Annotated in this window: 16 protein-coding genes; 12 read left to right on the top strand and 4 right to left on the bottom strand. The window is 62.4% G+C overall.

The annotated features are described in order from the left end of the window. The first annotated feature begins 14 nt into the window (after nucleotides 1-14). The 6 genes from recF (at nucleotide 15) to BLV09_RS26160 (ending at nucleotide 8,698) form a co-directional block, all read left to right on the top strand. Entirely contained in the window at nucleotides 15-1,160 is a 1,146-nt protein-coding gene (gene recF, locus BLV09_RS26185; RefSeq protein ID WP_146689438.1) for a DNA replication/repair protein RecF, read from the top strand. A 275-nt stretch (nucleotides 1,161-1,435) separates the two neighbouring features. Then, nucleotides 1,436-3,871, top strand: a complete 2,436-nt coding sequence (gene gyrB, locus BLV09_RS26180) for a DNA topoisomerase (ATP-hydrolyzing) subunit B (protein ID WP_100385136.1) — start codon at nucleotides 1,436-1,438, stop codon at nucleotides 3,869-3,871. 5 nt (nucleotides 3,872-3,876) lie between these two features. Then, a complete protein-coding gene (murA, locus tag BLV09_RS26175) occupies nucleotides 3,877-5,181 on the top strand; it encodes a UDP-N-acetylglucosamine 1-carboxyvinyltransferase (protein WP_146689437.1) in 1,305 nt (434 codons plus the stop codon). A gap of 60 nt (nucleotides 5,182-5,241) precedes the next feature. After that, the gene (locus BLV09_RS26170; RefSeq protein WP_146689436.1) at nucleotides 5,242-6,654 is read left to right on the top strand and encodes an MATE family efflux transporter; all 1,413 of its coding nucleotides are present in this window, start codon (nucleotides 5,242-5,244) and stop codon (nucleotides 6,652-6,654) included. After that, nucleotides 6,651-7,124, top strand: coding sequence for a DUF2867 domain-containing protein (locus BLV09_RS26165; protein WP_146689435.1), 474 nt, complete (start codon nucleotides 6,651-6,653; stop codon nucleotides 7,122-7,124). Before BLV09_RS26170 ends, BLV09_RS26165 begins: the two co-directional genes overlap by 4 nt. Before the next feature lie 203 nt (nucleotides 7,125-7,327). Beyond that, a complete protein-coding gene (locus BLV09_RS26160; RefSeq protein ID WP_146689434.1) occupies nucleotides 7,328-8,698 on the top strand; it encodes an MmgE/PrpD family protein in 1,371 nt (456 codons plus the stop codon). A gap of 10 nt (nucleotides 8,699-8,708) precedes the next feature. Here the strand turns inward: BLV09_RS26160 and BLV09_RS26155 are convergent, their stop codons facing one another. Further along, a complete protein-coding gene (locus BLV09_RS26155; protein WP_146689433.1) occupies nucleotides 8,709-9,275 on the bottom strand; it encodes a GNAT family N-acetyltransferase in 567 nt (188 codons plus the stop codon). A gap of 243 nt (nucleotides 9,276-9,518) precedes the next feature. Here BLV09_RS26155 and BLV09_RS26150 point away from each other — a divergent pair, with 243 nt between their 5' ends. The 4 genes from BLV09_RS26150 to BLV09_RS26135 all read left to right on the top strand — a co-directional run bounded on the left by BLV09_RS26150 (nucleotide 9,519) and on the right by BLV09_RS26135 (nucleotide 14,944). Next, a complete protein-coding gene (locus tag BLV09_RS26150) occupies nucleotides 9,519-10,436 on the top strand; it encodes a pirin family protein (RefSeq protein WP_100385131.1) in 918 nt (305 codons plus the stop codon). 66 nt (nucleotides 10,437-10,502) lie between these two features. Next, a complete protein-coding gene (locus BLV09_RS26145) occupies nucleotides 10,503-11,420 on the top strand; it encodes a phosphoribosylaminoimidazolesuccinocarboxamide synthase (RefSeq protein WP_146689432.1) in 918 nt (305 codons plus the stop codon). 142 nt (nucleotides 11,421-11,562) lie between these two features. After that, nucleotides 11,563-13,761 (top strand): SLC26A/SulP transporter family protein, encoded by a 2,199-nt coding sequence (locus tag BLV09_RS26140; protein ID WP_244548824.1) that lies wholly within the window; start codon nucleotides 11,563-11,565, stop codon nucleotides 13,759-13,761. A gap of 340 nt (nucleotides 13,762-14,101) precedes the next feature. Then, entirely contained in the window at nucleotides 14,102-14,944 is an 843-nt protein-coding gene (locus BLV09_RS26135) for an HD domain-containing protein (protein WP_146689431.1), read from the top strand. A gap of 123 nt (nucleotides 14,945-15,067) precedes the next feature. Here BLV09_RS26135 and BLV09_RS26130 read toward each other — a convergent pair whose 3' ends face one another. Next, nucleotides 15,068-16,564, bottom strand: a complete 1,497-nt coding sequence (locus tag BLV09_RS26130) for an NAD-dependent succinate-semialdehyde dehydrogenase (protein ID WP_146689430.1) — start codon at nucleotides 16,562-16,564, stop codon at nucleotides 15,068-15,070. Between the two features lie 118 nt (nucleotides 16,565-16,682). Further along, nucleotides 16,683-17,003: a hypothetical protein gene (locus BLV09_RS26125; protein ID WP_100385127.1), complete on the bottom strand. Its 321-nt coding sequence runs from the start codon at nucleotides 17,001-17,003 to the stop codon at nucleotides 16,683-16,685. A 338-nt stretch (nucleotides 17,004-17,341) separates the two neighbouring features. On the opposite strand from BLV09_RS26125, the gene BLV09_RS26120 reads away from it, so the two are divergent. Next, the gene (locus tag BLV09_RS26120; RefSeq protein ID WP_146689429.1) at nucleotides 17,342-18,529 is read left to right on the top strand and encodes a serine hydrolase domain-containing protein; all 1,188 of its coding nucleotides are present in this window, start codon (nucleotides 17,342-17,344) and stop codon (nucleotides 18,527-18,529) included. Nucleotides 18,530-18,643: 114 nt separating this feature from the next. Then, complete coding sequence (locus tag BLV09_RS26115) at nucleotides 18,644-20,338, top strand: AMP-binding protein (protein WP_146689428.1); 1,695 nt, start codon at nucleotides 18,644-18,646, stop codon at nucleotides 20,336-20,338. Between the two features lie 20 nt (nucleotides 20,339-20,358). Here the strand turns inward: BLV09_RS26115 and BLV09_RS26110 are convergent, their stop codons facing one another. After that, nucleotides 20,359-21,360: an adenosine kinase gene (locus tag BLV09_RS26110; protein ID WP_146689427.1), complete on the bottom strand. Its 1,002-nt coding sequence runs from the start codon at nucleotides 21,358-21,360 to the stop codon at nucleotides 20,359-20,361. Between the last annotated feature and the right edge of the window lie 21 nt (nucleotides 21,361-21,381).

Raw genomic sequence — 21,381 nt, 5'->3', positions numbered from 1 at the left:
GCATCTCTCCCGATATGACCGCCTCCCGCATCTATCGCCTCAGCCTGACGCATTTCCGCAATTACCGCGCGGCGAGCCTGCAGACGCGTGGCGACGTGGTGGTGCTGGTCGGGCCCAATGGCGCGGGCAAGACCAACTGCATCGAGGCGATTTCGTTTCTGTCGCCGGGACGCGGGTTGCGCCGCGCAACGCTCGACGATGTCGCCGATATCCAGGGCGACGGTTCGTGGGCGGTATCGGCCGAGGTTGAGGGCGCGCTTGGGCTGGCAACGCTCGGTACCGGCATCGATCCACCCGGAAACGAGGCCGCCGCCACAAGCCGGCGCTGCCGGATCGACCGCGAGGCGGTCAGTTCGGCCGCGGCCTTCGGCGATCATCTGCGCATGGTCTGGCTGACGCCGTCGATGGACGGGCTGTTCACGGGCGCGGCGTCGGAGCGGCGGCGATTCTTCGATCGGCTGGTGCTGGCGATCGACAGCGAGCATTCGGCCCGGGTCTCGGCGCTCGACCGCAGCTTGCGATCGCGCAACCGCCTGCTCGAAGTGCGCAATTTCGACGACCATTGGTGTGATGCGATCGAACGCGAGACGGCCGAACTGGCGGTCGCGGTGGCGGCCACGCGCGGCCAGACCCTGACACGGCTTGCCGCGATGCTGCGCGCGCGCGGCGCGCAATCCGCCTTTCCCTCCGCCGAGATCATGCTCGACGGCTGGATGGAAAACGCGTTGATGAACGAGCCCGCCACCGCCGTGGAGGACCGCTATCGCGAAATCCTGCGCCAGGGTCGCCCGCGCGACGCCGCCGCCGGCCGCACGCTCGACGGCCCGCATCTCACCGATCTGCAGGTGATCTACGCGCCGAAGAACATGCCGGCCCGTGATGCCTCCACCGGCGAGCAGAAGGCCCTGCTGATCGGGCTGGTGCTGGCGCATGCGAACCTGGTCGCGGACATGACCGGCATCACGCCGCTGCTGCTGCTCGACGAGGTGGTCGCACATCTCGACCCCAGCAGGCGCAAGGCGCTATTCGCCGAACTCGCCAAACTCGGCTCCCAGGTCTGGATGACCGGGGCCGATCCCGCAGCCTTCACCGACGTCGGCGCATCCGGCGAGATTTTCGACGTCGATTCCGGCCGCATCACGCCGCGCGGCAGCGCTTGACCGTTGGTGCGCTGGTTGTTTTCAGCGCCGCGCTCGTCCGAAATCGAGGGCAAGAATTCGGATTTTGGAGGCCAAAAACCAGGGCCCGAATCACGCTTTTACAAGGCTTCCGAATCGGCCTCCGAGCACCTTGAAAAACCATTAAAAAATCCCATTTTATCAATAGCTTGTTGATGGAGCCTTTGCGCTAGGCGCATGGCGCCTTTCATGGCATAAATAAGCCAATCAGCGCCTGATTTTGCGCCGCTGATTCGGGACATCCTCGAAGGCATCACATGACAGAACCGGCCCGGCAAACCATCGCCGACACTGAGCATTCCATCCCCGTCGAATACGGCGCGGAATCGATCCGGGTTTTGAAAGGCCTCGACGCCGTGCGCAAGCGGCCGGGCATGTATATCGGCGACACCGATGATGGCTCCGGCCTGCATCACATGGTCTACGAAGTCGTCGACAACGCCATCGACGAGGCGCTCGCCGGCCACGCCACGGCGGTAGAGGTCGTGCTCAACGCCGACAATTCCGTCACCGTGCGCGACGACGGCCGTGGCATCCCCGTCGACATCCACAAGGGCGAGGGCATTTCCGCAGCCGAGGTCATCATGACCCAGCTGCACGCGGGCGGAAAATTCGATCAGAATTCCTATAAAGTATCCGGTGGTCTGCACGGCGTTGGCGTCTCCGTCGTCAACGCGCTGTCGAGCAAGCTGCAGCTGCGGGTGTGGCGCGACGGCAAGGAGCATTTTATCGAATTCGCCCATGGCGACGCAGTGGCGCCGCTCAAGGTGGTCGGCGAGGCCAATGGCAAACGCGGCACCGAGGTGACCTTTCTGGCCTCGACCGAGACGTTCACCAACGTCGAGTATGATTTCGCCACCCTCGAGCACCGCCTGCGTGAGCTCGCATTCCTGAATTCCGGCGTCAATATCGTGCTGTCCGACATGCGCCACGCGGTCGAGAAGCGCGAGGCGATGCGCTACGACGGCGGCGTCGAGGAATTCGTGAAATATCTCGACCGCAACAAGAAGGCGATGGTGCCCGCCCCGATCATGGTCCGCTCGGAGATGAACGGCATCGGCGTTGAAGCGGCGTTATGGTGGAACGACAGCTATCATGAGAACGTGCTGTGCTTCACCAATAACATCCCGCAGCGCGACGGCGGCACCCATCTCGCGGGCTTTCGCGGCGCACTGACCCGCCAGGTCAATGGTTATGCGGAAGCCAATGCGAAGAAGGAAAAGATCGCGCTGACCGGCGATGATTGCCGTGAAGGCCTCACCGCGGTGCTGTCGGTGAAGGTGCCCGATCCGAAGTTTTCGTCGCAGACCAAGGACAAGCTGGTGTCCTCGGAAGTGCGTCCCGTCGTCGAGAATGTGCTCAACGAGGCGTTGGCTGCGTGGTTCGAGGAACATCCGGGCGAGGCCAAGACAATTGTCGGCAAGGTGATCCAGGCCGCGGCCGCGCGCGAAGCCGCCCGCAAGGCGCGCGAACTGACCCGCAAGAACCCGCTCAGCATTTCCTCACTGCCCGGCAAGCTCGCTGATTGCCAGGAAAAAGATCCCGCCAAATCCGAATTGTTCATCGTCGAGGGCGACTCGGCCGGTGGCAGCGCCAAGATGGGCCGCAACCGCGAATTCCAGGCGGTGCTGCCGCTGCGCGGCAAGATCCTCAATGTCGAGCGCGTGCGCACCGACAAGATGCTGTCCAGCGAACAGATCGGCACGCTGATCACGGCGCTCGGAACCGGCATCAGTGACGATTTCAGCGCCGACAAGCTGCGCTATCACAAGATCATCGTAATGACCGACGCCGACGTCGACGGCGCCCACATCCGCACCCTGCTGCTGACTTTCTTCTATCGGCAGATGCGCGAACTGATCGACCGCGGCCATCTCTATATCGCGCAGCCGCCGCTCTACAAGGTGACGCGCGGCAAGTCCGAGCAGTACCTGAAAGACGAGCGTGCGCTGGAGGACTATCTGATCGAAACCGGCCTCGATGATTGTGTTTTCAAGCTCGCGTCCGGCGAGGACCGCACCGGCCGCGATTTGCTGGCGCTGGTGGAGGATGCCCGTGTCATCCGCGGTACGCTGAACAATCTGCACAGCCGCTATAACCGCAAGGTGATCGAACAGGCGGCGATTGCCGGCGTGCTCAACCCGAAAATCACCAGTGACGTCGCAACCGCTAACGCTGCCGCAGACTATATCGCCCGCAGGCTTGATGCGCTGGCCGATGAGGTCGAGCGCGGCTGGGTCGGGCGGTTTGCCGAAGGCGAAGGCTTCTCCTTCGAACGCACCGTGCGCGGCGTCAAGGATGTGGCCATGATCGATGATGCGCTGCTCGGCTCCGCCGATGCGCGCAAGCTCGACGACTACGCCGCAAAGCTGCAGGAGGCCTATCCCAAGCCGGGCCTGCTGCGGCGCAAGGACACCGAAACCGCCATTCACGGTCCGGTCAGCCTGTTCGAGGCGGTGACGGACGCCGGACGCAAGGGCGTGGCGCTGCAGCGCTACAAAGGCCTCGGCGAGATGAACCCGAATCAGCTCTGGGAAACCACGCTCGACACCAACGAACGCTCGCTGCTGCAGGTGAAGATCAAGGAGGTCGACGAAGCCGACGATATCTTCACCAAGCTGATGGGCGACGTCGTGGAGCCGCGCCGTGAATTCATCCAGGATAATTCACTCAGCGCCACTGTGGATGTGTGAGGCGCGTGCCGCCCGTCCAATACATCGTTGAGGGCGGTCACCGGCTGACGGGGACCATCGAGCCATCCGGCAACAAGAACGCCGCCCTGCCGATCATTGCTGCCGCGCTGCTGACCGAGCATCCCGTCACGCTCGAAAATGTCCCTCGCATTCGCGATACCGAAACCCTCGTCGAGCTTGTCCGCTCGGTCGGCGCCATGGCCGAATGGCAAGGCCGCAACACGCTTGCGATCCATGCCAAGGAAATCCGCGCCGCCGATCTCGATCCCGACCTGTGCGCGCGGATCCGCGCCTCGATCCTGCTGGCGGGACCGTTGCTGGCCCGTTGCGGCGAGGTTGCCCTGCCGCCGCCCGGCGGCGATGTCATCGGCCGGCGACGCCTCGACACCCATTTCCTGGCGTTCGAGCAACTCGGCGCCACCGTCACCGCGACCCATCGGCTTGAATTCCGCGCTGCGCGCCTGACCGGCGCGGACGTTTTCCTCGACGAGCCCAGCGTAACGGCGACCGAAAATGCGCTCGTCGCGGCCGTCGGCGCCCATGGCACCACCTATCTGCGCAACGTCGCTTCCGAGCCGCATGTGCAGGACCTCGCGCATTTCCTGGTCGCGCTCGGCGCGCGCATCGAAGGCATCGGCACCAACACCATGGTCGTGCACGGCCCCGCCACGCTCGGCTCGGCGCGCTATTCGATCGGCCCCGATCATATCGAGGTGGGCTCGCTGATCGGGCTTGCCGCGGTCACGCGTTCGCCGCTGCGCATCGCGCGCGCCGGCGTCGAGCATCTGCGCTCGATCCGGATGGGATTCGAGCGGCTCGGCATCGTCTGCGGCGTCGAAGGCGACGATCTTGTGGTGCCCTCCGGCCAGACCATGAAGATCCGCGACGATTTCGGCGGCCATGTGCCGAAGCTGGAAGACCAGCCATGGCCCGCCTTCCCCGCCGATCTGATGTCGATCGCGATCGTGACCGCGACCCAGTGCGACGGCGTGATCCTGATGTTCGAGAAGATGTTCGAGTCGCGAATGTTCTTCGTCGACAAGCTGATCTCGATGGGCGCCCGCATCGTGCTGTGCGACCCGCATCGCGCGATCGTGGCGGGACCGAGCCGGCTGCACGGAGCCTCGATGATCTCGCCCGATATCCGCGCCGGCATGGCGATGCTGCTGGCCGCGGTGTGCGCCGAGGGCACCAGCACCATCAACAATGCCGACCAGATCGAACGCGGCTATGAGCGTATCGATGAACGGCTCAATGCGCTCGGCGCCAAGATCACCCGCGTGCCCGCACGGACGCCCGACGCCGGCTAGTCGATTCGGTCGCAGCCTCCCTGTTATCTTTTTCATCCATGAGGGTGCTAATCTTCCCTCATGACTTCCTTCGATAAAATAGAACGAGCCGCAACTGCATCGCGCGAGGCCGTGACAACGCCCGGCAATCACTTCGCCCATGAGCTGAGCGAGACCATCAAGCTCGCTTTGCCGATGGCGCTGACCCAGCTTGGGCAGATCGCGATGATGACGACCGATCTTGCCTTTATCGGACGTCTTGGCAACGAAGCCGTTGCGGCAGCGGCGCTGGCGGGCACCGTCTACTTCGTCAGCTTCACTTTCGGCATGGGACTGGTGTCGGCCGTGGCGCCGCTGGCCGCGCAAGCCTTCGGCGCCCGCGATCCGCTTCTGGTGCGCCGCTCGCTCCGCACGGGCCTGTGGGCCGCGCTGTTGATTTCCGCGCCGATCATGATGTTTCCGCTGTTCGGCGAGCAGATCCTGCTGGCGCTGGGCCAGGCGCCCGCGGCCGCGCATCTCGCGCAGCGATATCTGTTCGGCCTGGTATGGGGCGTGACGCCGGCGCTGTGGTTTCTCGCGCTCCGCGGCTTCATGGGCGCGGTCAACCGGCCGGAACCCGCCTTGTGGATCACGCTGGCCGCGATCCCGGCCAATGCGTTGCTGGCCTATCTCCTGATCTATGGCGAATGGGGGCTGCCGCGGCTGGAACTGCTTGGTGCCGGGCTCGCCACCGCGATCGTCAATTTCGGCACGTTGCTGGCGGGCCTGTGGTTCGCTACGCGCCGCCGGCCGTTCAGGGAATATCACGTGCTTGGACACATCTGGCGCATCGACCGAAGCTTGATGCGCGAGCTGTTTGTCATCGGCGCGCCGATCTCGGTCGCGTTCCTGATGGAATATGGGCTGTTTTCCGCCGCGGCGTTGCTGATGGGCCTGATCAGCACCACCGCGCTGGCGGCACATCAGGTCGCCTTGCAGATCACCGCCATCCTGTTCATGGTGCCGTTCGGCATCAGCATGGCGGCCACGGTGCGGGTCGGACACGCGGTCGGCCGCAACGATGCAAGCGCGGTCAAACGTGCGGGACTGGTTGCGACGGGGCTCGGAATTGCGCTGGTCGCCGCCTTGACGCTTGCGGTGATCGTGAGCCGATTTGCTATCGCGCGGCTTTTCTTCGGAACAGCCGAAAGCGCTGAAGGCGCCACCGAACTGACCTCGACGCTTCTCCTGGTCGGCGCGACATTCTTTGTCGCCGACGGCGTTCAAAGCATCGTGGCCGGGTCGCTCCGCGGCATGAACGACACGCGGGTGCCGCTGTTGTTTGCCGCTATTGGTTACTGGCTGATCGGGTTTCCGACAGCTTGCTGGCTGGGCTTCCGGACGGAGTTCGGCGCCGTCGGCGTCTGGATCGGATTGTCCTGCGGTACCGCCGTCAATGCCGCTCTTCTGATCTGGCGTTTCCGGCTGCTGGCGAACAGGCTTCGTTCGCCATGAAGGTTCAAGAGGTCGCAGCCAACATCGACACTGCCGCTTTGCTGCCGGGCGCGCAATTTGCCGATGCCTTTCGCCTTGAAATTGAGAGCAAAACCCTCGATGCCCGCCACGCCGCCCAGCGGATGATGGGCCGTTCGCCACGATGGATCGAAACGCTTTTGTCACTCCGCAATCTTCTGGTCGCGCCGTTCGGCCTGAAAACATCTGGCGCAAGTGAAAAGCCACCCAGGGAGATGATCGGGATATTTCCAATTCTCAGGGAGACACCGGAGCGGCTCGTCGCGGGCTTCAACGACAAGCATCTGGATTTTCGTGTCGTGATAGATGTCGCGACTTCCGGCTCCAGCCAGCAGGTCACCGCCACGACACTGGTACTGACGCACAATTGGTTCGGCCGCATCTACCTCGCGATCATCAGGCCGTTTCATCGCGTGATCGTGCCCGCCATGCTGCGGCAGGTAGCCTCCTGAGGCGGGCTTGTTTTCCGAACCGTCCCGCGGCGAAAGCCGCCACGGCTGTCGACTTCGACCTGGCGGCGGATCGGATCGACATGCTGATCTGGCGCATGGAAAGCAGGGGTCTGACCCGCCGTAGCTGATATTGACGCCGCGCCGCGAGCGCCCTACCAAAATCGGACGCAAAGGGAACGAATAAGAACGAACGAGGCAACGCCATGGCCAATGAAACCGCAACGCTCGCCGCTTACGTCGCCAATCTGAAGTTCGAGGACATCCCTCAGCACGTGCTGGAGCGCGCCAAGGTGCTGACGCTCGATTTCCTCGGCAGCGCGATCCGCGCGCGGCGCGACGCCGAATCCACACCATCGCTGCTCAAGATGCTCGAAGCGCTGGCGCTTGACGGCAAGGGCGACTCCACCGTGTTCGGCGACAACAAGACCTGGACGCCGGCGGTGGCCGCACTGCTCAACGGCGCGCTCGGCCATTCCCTTGATTTCGACGATACCCACGCCGATTCATCGCTGCACCCGAGCGCGCCGGTGGTGCCCGCCGCCTTCGCTGTCGGCGAACTCGTGGGCGCATCGGGCCGCGACGTGCTGACCGCGATCGTGGCCGGCTATGAAGTCTGCTGCCGGCTGGGCAACGCGCTCGATCCGACCTCGCATTACGCGCGCGGCTTTCACCCCACTGCGACGGCAGGAACCTATGGCGCAGCAGCGGCCGCCGCAAAACTGTTTGGACTTTCGAAAGACCAGATCATCGCAGCGTTCGGCGTCTCCGGCAGCCAGGCCGCCGGTTCACTGCAGTTCCTCGTCAACGGGTCCTGGAACAAGCGCTACCAGGTCGGCGCCGCCGCAATGAACGGCGTGATCGCGGCGACCTTGGCGCGCAACGATTTCGTCGGCTCGACCGAAGCGGTGGAAGGCAAGCATGGTCTTCTCGTGGGCTATAGCGACAACGCCCATCCCGACAAGGCCGTGGCCGGGCTCGGGAATGTCTACGAGACCATGAAGATCGGCGTAAAACCCTATCCGAGCTGCCGCTATACCCATGCCGCGCTCGATGCGCTGATCGCGATGCGGCGGGAACACAATCTGACGCCGGACCAGATCAAGCGCGTCGAGATCGGCCTGCACCGCAATGGCATCACGCTCACCGGCGATGCCGCGACCAAGCGGCACCCGACCTCGATCGTCGGCGGACAGTTCTCGATGTTCTTTACCGGGGCCGTGGCGCTGGATCAGGGACGCTTCGGTTGGGACGATTACGGCCGGCTGGGTGATTCCGCGGTCGACGCGCTCGCCGACAAGTTCGACGTGGTGCAGGACGATCGCCTGGAGGTCGGCCGCACCCACCCGTTCGGCGCCCGCGTCAGCATCACCACTGACGATGGCGTGCATGAGCGACTTTACGCCGATCCCTCCGGCGAGCCGAATTCATTCCCGGACGCGCAGGCGATGCAGCAGAAGTTCCTGACGCTCGCACGCCCGGTATTGAACGGCCGCGCTGATCAATTGGCCGACGCGATCCTCTCGCTCGAACGCTTTGATCGGGTCGAGAAGGCGACACAACTCGGGCGACAGTAAAGACGCGTCCTCAGACAGTCCGGATTTCGCGGTTGGTCACCCAGACATCCGCGACATGACCGAACAGATCGAACTCGCGCTCTTTCCTGGCGCCTAACCGTCGCGCCACGGCTTGCGACGCGGTGTTCTCGCGGTCGATGCAGTGGATGATCTGATCGATCTCGAAGGTCGCGAACGACCAACCGATCGTCGCCCGCGCCGCCTCGACCGCATAGCCCTTGCCGCGGAAATCGCTCGCGATGCCCCATCCGACTTCAAAGCCGGGCCAGCCCGGCGGCTTCCAGGGGCCTACGCGTCCGGCAAACCGGCCCGTCTGCTTTTCCTCGACCACAAACATGCCAACGCCATAAAGCATCCAGTGACCGGACATGATCGCCGCGTTGCGCCAGCCGACGAACGCGTCGGTGATGGGTTTGCCGTCGGCGGTGATGAACCGGCCTGAAGCAGGATCGGCCAGCATCGCCGTGTTCGGCGCGATATCGTCGCTGCGCCATGTCCGCAGGATCAAGCGCTCGGTCTCGATAACGGGACCGTTCAGCCTGGCAAGGGTGACACCTGGCTTCAGAGGAGCGATCATCGGTTTTCCTCGGTACTGGTATGGCCGGACTCGTCCCGGCCATCTGCGTCTTCTTTACTTGCTTCGGACATATCGCGTTGTCCGCTCGATTAATGCAGGGTGTCCGACACCATCGGTAACACGGATGCCTGTGGCCATGGGTTCCGGCGTTCGCCGGGACGACGCCAAGTATGTTGCTGCTCCCGGACTTGGACGGCGCTGGACGATTCCTGCTATGATCTCCGCAAAGGTCAGGAGCATCCCATGAGCTGGCTTCCTTCCAACGATCCCGTGCTGGGTGACCCGCGCTCTTGCGACGCACTCGAGCTGGTCATCGTGCCGCGTACCCGCGACCTCGGCGACGGGTTTGAAGTTCGCCGCGCGCTACCGCATGGCAAGCGTCAGATGGTCGGCCCCTTCATCTTTTTCGATCATTTCGGCCCGGTGCAGTTCATCGCCGGCAAGGGCATGGACGTCCGCCCGCATCCGCATATCGGACTTGCCACCGTCACCTATCTGTTCGACGGCAGCATCATGCACCGCGACAGCGAGGGCAATATCCAGGAGATCCAGCCCGGCGCGATGAACCTGATGACGGCCGGACGCGGCATCGCGCATTCGGAGCGCACCCCCGACGTACAGCGCCGCGACGGCCAGAAAATGCTGGGCTTGCAGAGCTGGATCGCGCTGCCGGCGGCATCAGAGGAGATCGCACCGTCGTTCCAGCATTATTCCGCCGAAAGCCTGCCGACGGTCACCGACCGCGGTTTTACCGCGCGGGTTATCGCGGGCAGCGGGTTTGGCGTGAAATCGCCGGTCACGATGGTGTCGCCGTGGTTCTACACGGAAGTGACCGCCGAGCCGGGCGTGAGCCTTCCGCTCGATCCTGATCATGAGGAGCGCGCGATCTATGTGGTCGATGGCGAAATCGAAATCGCCAATGAGCGTTACGAATCGCCACGTCTCCTGATCTTCCGGCCCGGCGACCGCATCACCGTGAAGGCACTAAAACCGACACGGATGATGTTTCTCGGCGGCGACGCGCTGGAAGGGCCGCGCCACATCTGGTGGAATTTTGTCTCCTCCAGCAAGGAGCGGATCGAGCAGGCCAAACAGGACTGGAAAACCGGCCGTTTCGCGCCAGTTCCCAGCGAACATGAGTTCATTCCGCTGCCGGAGTAGGCTATTCCCTCCTTCTTTCGCCGCCTCGCGTCTGCGCGAGATGGCCTCCTGTTGAAAGCGTGAACGATGACCACCATGCTCGCCAGCGATCTCCCGTTGCCACGGATCGGACGCGGCAAAGTCCGCGATATCTATGCCGTCGGCGACGACCGCGTCCTGCTGCTGACGACCGACCGCATCAGCGCGTTCGATGTGGTCATGGCCGAGACGATCTCGATGAAGGGTGCGGTGCTGACCCAGATCAGTGCCTGGTGGTTCGCGCAGCTCGAAGGCGTGGTGCCGCATCACATGATCAGCGCCGATGCCGATACCATCATCACGCAAGTGCCGGCGCTGGAGGGCCACCGCACTGCGCTGGCGGGACGCGCGATGCTGTGCCGGCGCACCACAGTATTTCCGATCGAATGCGTGATCCGCGGCTATCTCTCGGGCTCGGCATGGAAAGAATATGCGGCGCAGGGCACACTGGCCGGCGAGAAGCTTCCGAGCGGCCTGCTTGAAAGCGCAAAACTCGAGCCTGCGATCTTCAGCCCGGCAACCAAGGCCGAGACCGGCCATGACGAGAACATCACCATCGCGCGGATGCGTGAGATTCTCGGCGACGAGGTCACCTACACGCTGGAGAGCATGACCCGCGCGATCTATACGCTCGGCGAGAAGATCAGCCGCGACCAGGGCATCATCATCGCCGACACCAAATTCGAATTCGGCCGGGATGGTGACGGGCGCATCATCCTGATCGACGAGGCGATGACCCCGGACAGTTCGCGGTTCTGGGCGGCGGATGTCTATAAGCCCGGTCAGCCGCAGCCGAGTTTCGACAAGCAGCCGCTGCGCGATTATCTCGACGTCGAGCGCCGCGCCGGCCGCTGGAACGGCGAAGCCCCGCCCCCGCCGCTGCCGGCTGAAGTCGTCGACGCCACCAGCAAGCGCTATCTCGAGGCCTACCGGCGCATCACCGGAACCGATCTCAAGATCGCATGAGCCTCAAAGCCTCTTCCGACATCCCGGTTCCGGAGCGCCAAACGCGGGTTCTATTGCGCTTCGGCAATGTCATAAAAATATGTTTTCCTCGCGCGTTGCAGTCGTCTACCAGTGACGGTGGAAGTCAGGGGCAAATGCACGCGTGGTTAGCCAATCCGTTAGTCTCGGTCTGAAGCTGCGCACGGCGCTTGTCGACATTCTCGGTGGCGGCGCCGCCAGCGTTCTGACCATCACCTTCGGGTTGTCCTACTCGCTCTTGATCTTCGCCGGGCCCTTGGCGCCGAGCCTGTCTTACGGCGTCGCCGCCACCTTTATTTCATCGGCTGTCCTTGGCCTGGTGATTGCGCTCGGAAGCTCGTTGCCGTTCGCCATCGGCGCTCCCGACACCTCTACCGCGGCGATGACCGGAATATTGGCATCCTCGCTGGTCGAACGGATGGCGGCGACCGATCCTGCGGCTTCCGTACTTGGGCCGGTCCTCATCACCTTTGGCCTCGCCAGCATCGCTACGGGAATCATGCTTTGCGGCTTCGGGATGACGCGGATGGGCCGCGCGATCCGCTATGTGCCCTACCCTGTGGTCGGCGGCTTCCTCGGCGCGACCGGCTGCCTGATCCTGCTCGGCGCCATCAGAGTCATCACGGGCTTCCGCGTTCAATTGACGACGCTCGATCGGTTCGCAAATGTCCTGACGCTGTCTGAATTGGCCGCGGCCTGCGCGATGGCGCTCGTGCTCTATCTGACATGGCATCGCTCCCGCACTCCGCTAGGGTTGCCGGCGATTCTGATCGGCGGCGTCATCGCGGCCCACGTCGCGTTCTGGCTGGCCGGCATCTCGCTGGCTACGGCACAGGCGTCAGGCTGGACCTTTCAACCTCCGCCGCACGTCTCGTTCATGTTGCCGTGGAACGCGCAGCAGATCAGCCATTATCCCTGGTACGCGCTGCCGGATGTCGCCGGCAATTTGATCGCCGTGATTTTCGTGACGGCGTCGACTACGCTGTTCAACACCACCGGTATCGAAGTCGCAGTCCATCGCGAAGCCAATCTCGAACGGGAATTGAACGTCACCGGCCTCGCCAACATGCTGTCGGGGACATTTGGAGGCTACACCGGCTGTATTTCGGTCAGCCGCTCCGTGCTTAATTTCAACAGCGGAGGCAGCGGGCGCCTCTCCGGCCTGACCGCGGCCGCGATTTCCTTGCTGATGCTGGCCGTTGCGCCCATGCTGCTCGGCTACATGCCGAAGTTCGTTCTCGGCGGGCTGCTGATCTATCTGGGCGCGGACCAGCTTCACAAATGGATTATCCAGTCGCGGCGACGGCTTTCGATTTCCGAATATCTGTCGCTGTTGGCGATCATCGTGATCATCGTGCAATGGGGCTTCATCGCCGGTATCCTGATCGGCGTCGTGATCGGTTGCGCAACGTTTGCGCTGAGCGCGGCGCGCATCGATTCCATCAAATACAGTTTCGACGGCTCGGAATATCGCAGTTCGCTCGATCGTTCGCATGATGATCAGGCGGTGCTTGCCACGCACGGCCGCACCATCCAGGGCCTGAACCTGCAGAGCTATCTGTTCTTCGGTTCGGCCAACCGGCTTTACCAGCACGTCAAGGCGCTATTGCAGCAACATCCGGAATGCCGGTTTCTGGTGTTCGACTTCAAGCTTGTCACCGGCATCGATTCCTCGGCCGCTTACAGTTTCGCCCAGATCAAGCGCACCGCCCATGACCGCGGCGTCAAGCTGGTGCTGACCCACCTTCCGCCGGCCGCCGAGAAGGCATTGCGATCGAGCGAGTTCATCTCCCATGACGTCGGTCTCGTGGCCGAACTCGATCATGCGCTGGAATGGTGTGAGAACGAGGTCATTGCGCAGCATCAGGGCCTTGAGCAGGAAGAAGCCAGCCTGCGCGACTGGTTCGTCCGACTCTTCGAAACCGAAGGCAACGCCGCCGAATTGATCCGCCGCTGCCAGCGCCTTGAAGTCGATGCCGGCGAGACCATCGTTCGCGCCGGCGAGGCCGCCGATTCCATGCATTTCATTCTGGATGGGCGTGTCGGCGTCCTGGTTCCGGCGGACGGGGACCGCACCACGCGGGTACGAAGCCTCGGCCGTTACACGACAATTGGGGAAATGGGCCTGGTCTCGCGGGCTCCGCGCAGTGCAACAATCCAGGCCGAGGTCGCGAGCACCCTTTATGTGCTGGGCGCGGATCAATTCGAGGCCATCATGGCCGACGATCCCGCGCTCGGCCACAAGCTGTTGACCTATTTCGTCTCGGTCATGGCTGAGCGGCTGAGCTTTGCCAACCGCACGATTGCTGTGCTGCGAAGATAGATTCCGTCAGCCTTCGACATTGCCGACGGCGGCGCATCAGTTCAGCGCTTTCATGCGTTTGCATCAGATGCACGGGACCTGGAATGGTGGTAGCGTACGTGACGAAGGTTCTGAACTGGCAACAACACCGCGACGCTATTCGGCATGTCCCGCTGCGCGTGTGCAGCTGGATCAAGGTGTTCCTCAAGCGTTAGGTAGGGCCATCTCTAATGGACCAGCCGAGGGCGTCACTTCTCAAGAAAATACGGCAGCCGGAGCCAGCTCCGTCAACTCATCGCTGATAAAGGCGTCTCTGCTGCAATGAACTTCGAAAAGATCCACGATCATTCGGAGGACGGGAGTGAAAACAATCACAGCCATTGCGGCAAACAAGCTCGGCAATTTTTTAACCAAGGACTTTCGGCGTATCTTTGGCTCGGCGCATGATGATGTCGCGGAGCGGCTGGGTTCAGCGGCACGGAGCACGATCGAGTGCTTGGCCGGGAGCGACGCTCTTTACCACAACTACGAGCATACGTTGCAGGTCACGATGGTCGGGCGCGACATTCTACAGGGAATGATGGTGTCCCGACGAATAGAACCCGCCGACTATAGCCATCTGATCGTTGCCTGCTTGCTGCACGATATTGGCTACGTGCGCGGTGTGCTGAGCGGCGACACCGAAACTGAATTTATTGTTGATGGCAACGGGAAGAAAATCACGCTTCCCCGCGGCGCATCCGATGCAGCCCTGATGCCGTATCACGTCGATCGGTCAAAATTGTTCGTGTTTGAACGGCTTGGAAACTCACCGACGATTGACGCGGCGCGTGTCGCGGATGCCATCGAGATGACGCGCTTTCCAGTCCCGCAAAACCCGGAGGAACCAGGCGACCTCGAGCCTAAACTGGTCCAGGCCGCCGATTTCATAGGCCAGCTTGGCGATCCGCTCTACGCGCGGAAGGCAAACGCGCTTTACTACGAATTTGAAGAGACCGGCATGAATCGGCAGCTCGAGTATTCATCGCCCGCCGACATCATCGAAAAATATCCGGCCTTCTTCTGGAACAGCGTTTCGATGCATCTCGAAGACGGGATGAAGTATTTGAATATGACGGCCGCGGGCCGGCAATGGATAGCCAACCTCCATCACCATATCCTGTGTGCAGAGCGCGCTCAGCGGCTGATGGGACCTCAGGGCTGAATACTCGAGGGTCCGCATCGGCAAACTTCCGACGGGCGAAACACTGTCCATTCCAGGAAAAGCATGCAGCGCATGAGCGCTGCTGCTCCTCCTGCTATTCTTCAAGACCGCGGTTGAGGTCGCTTAAACGCCTGCCATCATCACGTATTTGATCTCGACATATTCTTCCATGCCGTGATGCGAGCCTTCGCGGCCGAGGCCGCTTTCCTTGACCCCGCCGAATGGCGCAACTTCGGTCGTGATCAGGCCGGTGTTGACGCCGACCATGCCGGATTCCAACGCTTCCGCCACCCGCCAGACCCGGCCAAGGTCGCGCGAATAAAAATACGAAGCGAGGCCGAACGGCGAATTATTGCACAACGCGATCACCTCGGCTTCGTCCTTGAAGCGGAACACCGGCGCCAGCGGACCGAAGGTTTCCTCATGCGCGACCAGCGCGTCGGGCCTGACGTTGGCCAGCACCGTCGGCTCGAAGAAGCTGCCGCCGAGTGAGTGACGTTTTCCGCCGGTGACGATCTTGGCGCCGCCCTTGACCGCATCGGCAATATGCTTCTCGACCTTGTCGACCGCTTCCATGTTGATCAGCGGCCCCTGCGTGACGCCGGCTTCGGTGCCGTCGCCGATCTTCATCGCCGCGACTTTCTTCGAAAGCTTCTCCACGAACTCGTCGTAGATCTTGTCCTGGGCATAGAGGCGGTTGGCGCAGACGCAGGTCTGGCCCATGTTGCGGTATTTCGAGACCATCGCGCCTTCGACCGCCGCATCGATATCGGCGTCATCGAACACCACGAACGGCGCGTTGCCGCCGAGCTCAAGTCCGAGCTTCTTCACCCCGACGGCTGCCTGCTGATACAGAATCTTGCCAACTTCGGTCGATCCGGTGAAACCTACAAAACGCACCGCGGGATGTTCGCACAGCACCTTGCCGATCGCCGACGAATTGCCGGTGAGGATATTGAACACGCCCTTGGGCACGCCCGCCTTCTCCGCCAGCCCCACCAGCGCCAGCGCCGTGAGCGGCGTCTCATTGGCGGGTTTCAGAACAACGGTGCAGCCGGCGGCGAGCGCCGGCGATACTTTGCGGGTGATCATCGAGGCCGGGAAATTCCACGGCGTGATGGCGCCGCAGACGCCGATCGGCTGCTTGATCGCCAGCAGCCGCGCGTCCGGCCGTTGTGTCGGAATGGTTTCGCCATAGACGCGGCGGGCTTCTTCGGCAAAGAACTCGACATAGGCGCCGCCGATATCGACTTCGCCGAGTGCTTCCGCGAGCGGCTTGCCCTGCTCGGAGGTGAGGATCAGCGCCAGATCCTCGCGATTGGCGACAATCAAATCGAACCATTTGCGCAAGATGTTGGAGCGTTGCTTGGCGGTGAGTTTCGCCCACGCCGGAAAGGCACGCTCGGCGGCTTCCACGGCTTGCGTCGCTTCCGCCGTGCTCATTTTCGGCACCTTCGCCAGTTCCACCCCATTGACCGGATTGGTCACGGGATTGGCCGGCGTGCCGGTCCAGGCGCCGTCAATGTAGCAACGGTCGCGCAGCAGCGAGGGATCTTTCAGGCGGTCGCGCAGCGACGGCGTGGAGGATTGGGAAGCACGTGCGGCAGCAGTCGGGGTCATGGCGTCACTCCTGGGCTTTTGGTATTGACCAGGAGTATAGGCCTAAATGGGCCGCATAACACTGGCCGCAAACGACCGGCTGCTTCAACCAATTTTGAGAGCTGTGATGGCCGCTCCGTCAGGCCGCGCCGCTCATATAGGTTTCGCGGCGGCCGATCATGCGCTCCGCCGCAGCCTTGGCATCCGCTTTGGAAGAGGTTGCACAGGTGCGATATTCGAGGTCTGGCGTTGCAGCCGGTTCGCGTCGCCCGAACCATGATTTTGTCGACACCGTCAGCATCGCCAGGGCCTGCGCGACATTGTCAACTGCACCAAATGAGTGCAGCGCGCCGGTTCCGGCAAAACGCACTTCATAGATGCCCGGGCTGATCGGCGCCTCGATGTTCTCGCCACGCTCGGCGCGAGGATACCGCTTCCATTCGCTCCAGGTTGAAATCATTTAAAGCTCCTGCAATCTCGAAAACTGCTAATCATTTGATAGAATTTCAAGGTTTGACGAAGTCTATTTGCGCCGAAATCTGAATACCTTACAATTAAAAATCGCGTTAGCATTAACGCTGGAACGAGCATAGCTCCGGTGGACCTTTTGGTCACCTGTCCGGCGTGCCAATTCACCGCAAATTATACCGCCTGCGGGCTTCGGCCCTGCATGGCGGCTGCTACGCAAGCGGCGATCACGAGATCGCGACCACAGCGGCAACATGCCGCCCGGCCTTGCGAGGCGCGGCGACCGGGAGGAAGATCGGCGACTTTAAAAATAAATAGGGAGGAGCCCCCATGCAAAGCAAATCGCAGATCGATCAGCTGCTGCGTCAGAAATCCGACGCCAAGGAAATTCCAGGCGTGGTCGCCATGGCCGCGACGGGGAAGGAAGTGATTTATCAGGGTGCGTTCGGCAAGCGCGACCTGTCCAAGGACGATGCGATGACGCCGGACAGCGTGTTCTGGATCGCCTCGATGACCAAGGCCATCACCTCGGCGGCAGGCATGCAGCTCGTGGAGCAAGGCAAGCTTTCGCTCGATGAGCCGATCGGCAAGGTGCTGCCCGATCTCGCTGCGCCGCAGGTGCTCGAAGGGTTTGACGCCAAAGGCGAGCCGAAACTTCGGCCTGCGAAAAAGGCGATTACGCTGCGCCACCTGATGACCCATACCGCCGGCTTCGCCTACAACATGTGGAACGGCGACATGGTGCAATATCTGGAAAAAACCGGGCTGCCGGCCGTCACCACCTGCAAGAACGATGCGCTGAAGACCCCGCTGATGACCGATCCCGGCACGCGGTGGGAATACGGCACCAATATCGACTTCGTCGGCAAGGCGATCGAGGCCGCGAGCGGCAAGCGGCTGGATGCCTATTTGCGCGACCACCTGTTCAAGCCGCTCGGCATGAGCGACACCGGTTTCAAGATCGGCGAGGCCCAACGCAAGCGCCTCGTCGCCATGCATCAGCGCAACGAGGACGGTTCACTGGCGACGATTCCCTTCGAGCTCGAGCAGGATCCGGAATTCCACATGGGTGGTGGCGGGCTCTATGGCACCGCGGGCGATTATATCAAGTTCACCCAGATGATCCTCAGCAAGGGCCGCGGCAGCGGCAATCAGGTGCTTAAGCCAGAAACCGTCGCGCTGATGGGACAGAACCACATCGGCGAACTCAACATGACCAGGATGAATTCGGCGGTCGCGTTTGCCACCAACGACGTCGATCTCTATCCGGACATGGAGAAGAAATGGGGGTTGAGCTTCCTGATCAACACCGCCAAGACGCCGGAGGGCCGCAGCCCCGGCAGCCTCGCCTGGGCCGGTCTCGCCAACACCTATTACTGGATCGACCCCTCGCGCGATGTGACCGGCGTGATCCTGATGCAGGTCTTGCCGTTCGCGGACAAGAAGTGCCTGGAATCTTTCGCAGGCTTCGAGCGCGGCGTCTATGCCGGGCTCGACGCGGCGCAGAAGGCGGCCTAAGCGCTTTACTTTCCCGGCGCGGTCAAAACGATCGCGCCGGGAAATGACTCCACCAAAGATCTTCTTCCGTGCGATATTTCCAGCATGCAGGCTTCGACGCATGGAGAAACAGGTTTGACCGAAAAAGCAGATAGCTATGTTTGCGGGATCTCCGATGCACCGCTGCTGGGCGATACCATCGGGCGCAGCCTCGATCTGGCCGCCCGGCGCTGGGCCGATCGCGATGCATTGGTCGCGCCAAGCCACGACGTCAGATGGAGCTGGAGAGAGTTGGCGGAGCGGGTGGATGCGTTGGCTGCTGGCTTTCTCGCACTTGGCCTCGAACGCGGCGCACGGATCGGCGTCTGGTCGCTGAACCGGCCGGAATGGACGCTGACACAGTTTGCCGCCGCGAAAGCCGGGCTCATTCTCGTGACGATCAACCCGGCCTATCGTCTGAGCGAGCTGGAATTCGCCCTTGCCAAGGTCGGCTGCGCCGCGATCGTCACCGCGACGGCGTTCAAGACCAGCAATTACATGGGCATGCTGAACACGCTTCTGCCGGAACTGGTGACATCCGCTCCGGGCGATCTGCATGCGGCGCGGTTGCCGCAGCTGCGCGCGGTGATCCAGATCGGCGGCCCGGCCTGTCCCGGCACCATTCCGTTCGAGGACGTCACGCGCATGGGCGGCGCTCGCCACAGCGCCACGCTGGCGGCACTCGGCGCCACGCTGCAATTCGACGACCCCGTCAACATTCAGTTCACCAGCGGCACCACTGGATCGCCCAAGGGCGTCACGCTGACGCACCACAATATTCTCAACAACGGCTATTTCGTCGGGCGCGCGATGCGCCTGACCGAGCAGGACCGCATCTGCATTCCGGTTCCGCTCTATCACTGCTTCGGCATGGTGATGGGCAACCTTGCTGCCGTCACGCTGGGGGCGGCGATGGTCTATCCCGGCGAGGGCTTCGATCCGCTGGTGACGCTACAGACCATCGAACAGGAAAAATGCACTGCGCTTTACGGCGTACCGACCATGTTCATTGCCGAACTCGATCATCCCGAGTTTTCCAAATTCGATTTGTCGTCGCTGCGAACCGGCATCATGGCCGGTGCTCCCTGCCCGATCGAGGTGATGCGGCGCGTCAACGACAAGATGAACATGCGCGACATCACGATCGCCTATGGCATGACCGAAACCAGCCCGGTGAGCTTCCAGAGCGCGACCGACGATCCGCTGGAACGTCGCGTATCCACCGTCGGGCGCATCCATCCCCATGTCGAGGTCAAGGTCGTTGATCTCGAGGGGCGCGTGGTGCCGTGCGGCGAACGGGGCGAATTATGCACCCGCGGCTACAGCGTCATGCTGGGCTATTGGGACGAGGCCGAAAAAACTGCCGATGTGCTCGATGCAAGCGGCTGGATGCACACCGGCGACATCGCCGTCATTGACGATGAGGGCTATTGCAACATCGTCGGTCGCATCAAGGACATGGTGATCCGCGGCGGCGAAAACCTTTATCCGCGCGAGATCGAGGAATTCCTGTACCGCCATCCAAAAATCCAGGACGTGCAGATTTTCGGCGTTGCCGACGATCGCTATGGCGAGGAGCTGTGTGCCTGGGTCCGAACGCGCCCTGGCGAGGCGCTGACCGCCGACGAGGTCCGCGCGTTCTGCGATGGACAGATCGCGCATAACAAGATCCCGCGCTACGTCGAGTTCGTCGACGAGTTTCCGATGACCGTCACCGGCAAGATCCAGAAATTTTTGATGCGCGAGACGGTCGAGGCGAAGCTCGGACTCAAGGCGGCCAAAACCGCCTGAAGAAAACTGGGCCGCCTGATTTAGACCGGCAACCCGTTCTGCTGCGCCAGTTCTTTCAGCGAAGTCTGTGGCCGCGCGCCGATGTGCTGGATCACTTCGGCGGCCGCCAGCGCGCCGAGCCTTCCGGCATTTTCGAAACCGGCATTGCGCACCATGCCGAACAAAAATCCGGCGGCAAACAGATCGCCGGCGCCCGTGGTGTCGACCATCTTCCTGATCGGAAACGCCGGCACAGCGATGACACCGTCCACCGATGCCACGACACAGCCCTTCTCGCTGCGGGTGACCACGCCGAGTTTGGTGTCCTTGCGCAATTGCTTCAGCGCGGTGTCGAAATCCGAGCTCTGGTACAGCGAATGCAATTCGGCCTCATTGGCGAAAATCAGATCCACGGTGCCCTTGCGCATCAGATCGAGAAACTCGTCGCGATAGCGATCGACGCAAAACGAATCCGACAGCGTCAGCGCAACCTGGCGGCCCGCGCCATGCGCGATATCAGCCGCTTTGACAAAAGCTTCCTTGGCGCTTTTCGGATCCCACAGATAACCCTCGAGATAGACGATCGCGGCGGCCGAAACCTGCGCCGGATCGATATCCCCGGCCGTCAGCTCCTGCGCTGCGCCGAGATAGGTGTTCATGGTGCGCTCGCCGTCGGGCGTCACCAGAATGTAGGAGCAGCCGGTGGCGGGACCATCAGAGGCCGGCTTGGTCTCGAAAGCCACGTTCGCGGCGCGGATGTCATGCGCGTAAAGCCGGCCAATCTGGTCGTCCTTGATCTTGCCGACATAGGCGGCACGGGCGCCCAGATTGGCGATCCCGACAATGGTGTTCGCCGCCGAGCCCCCGGACATCTCCGTCGCCGGGCCCATATCCCGGTAGATCGACACCGCCCGGGCCTCGTCGATCAGCGCCATGCCGCCCTTGGTCATGCCGTGCGCGGCAAGAAAGCCTTCATCGGTCTGCACGAGCACGTCGAAAATCGCATTGCCGATCCCGAGAACGTCGTATTTCGCTGAAGTCATTTACCTTAGTCCTGTTGCGGC

Origin of the sequence: Bradyrhizobium canariense, from assembly GCF_900105125.1 — a bacterium.
Classification (GTDB): Bacteria; Pseudomonadota; Alphaproteobacteria; order Rhizobiales; family Xanthobacteraceae; genus Bradyrhizobium; species Bradyrhizobium canariense_A.
This window is presented reverse-complemented; position numbering and strand designations above follow the sequence as displayed.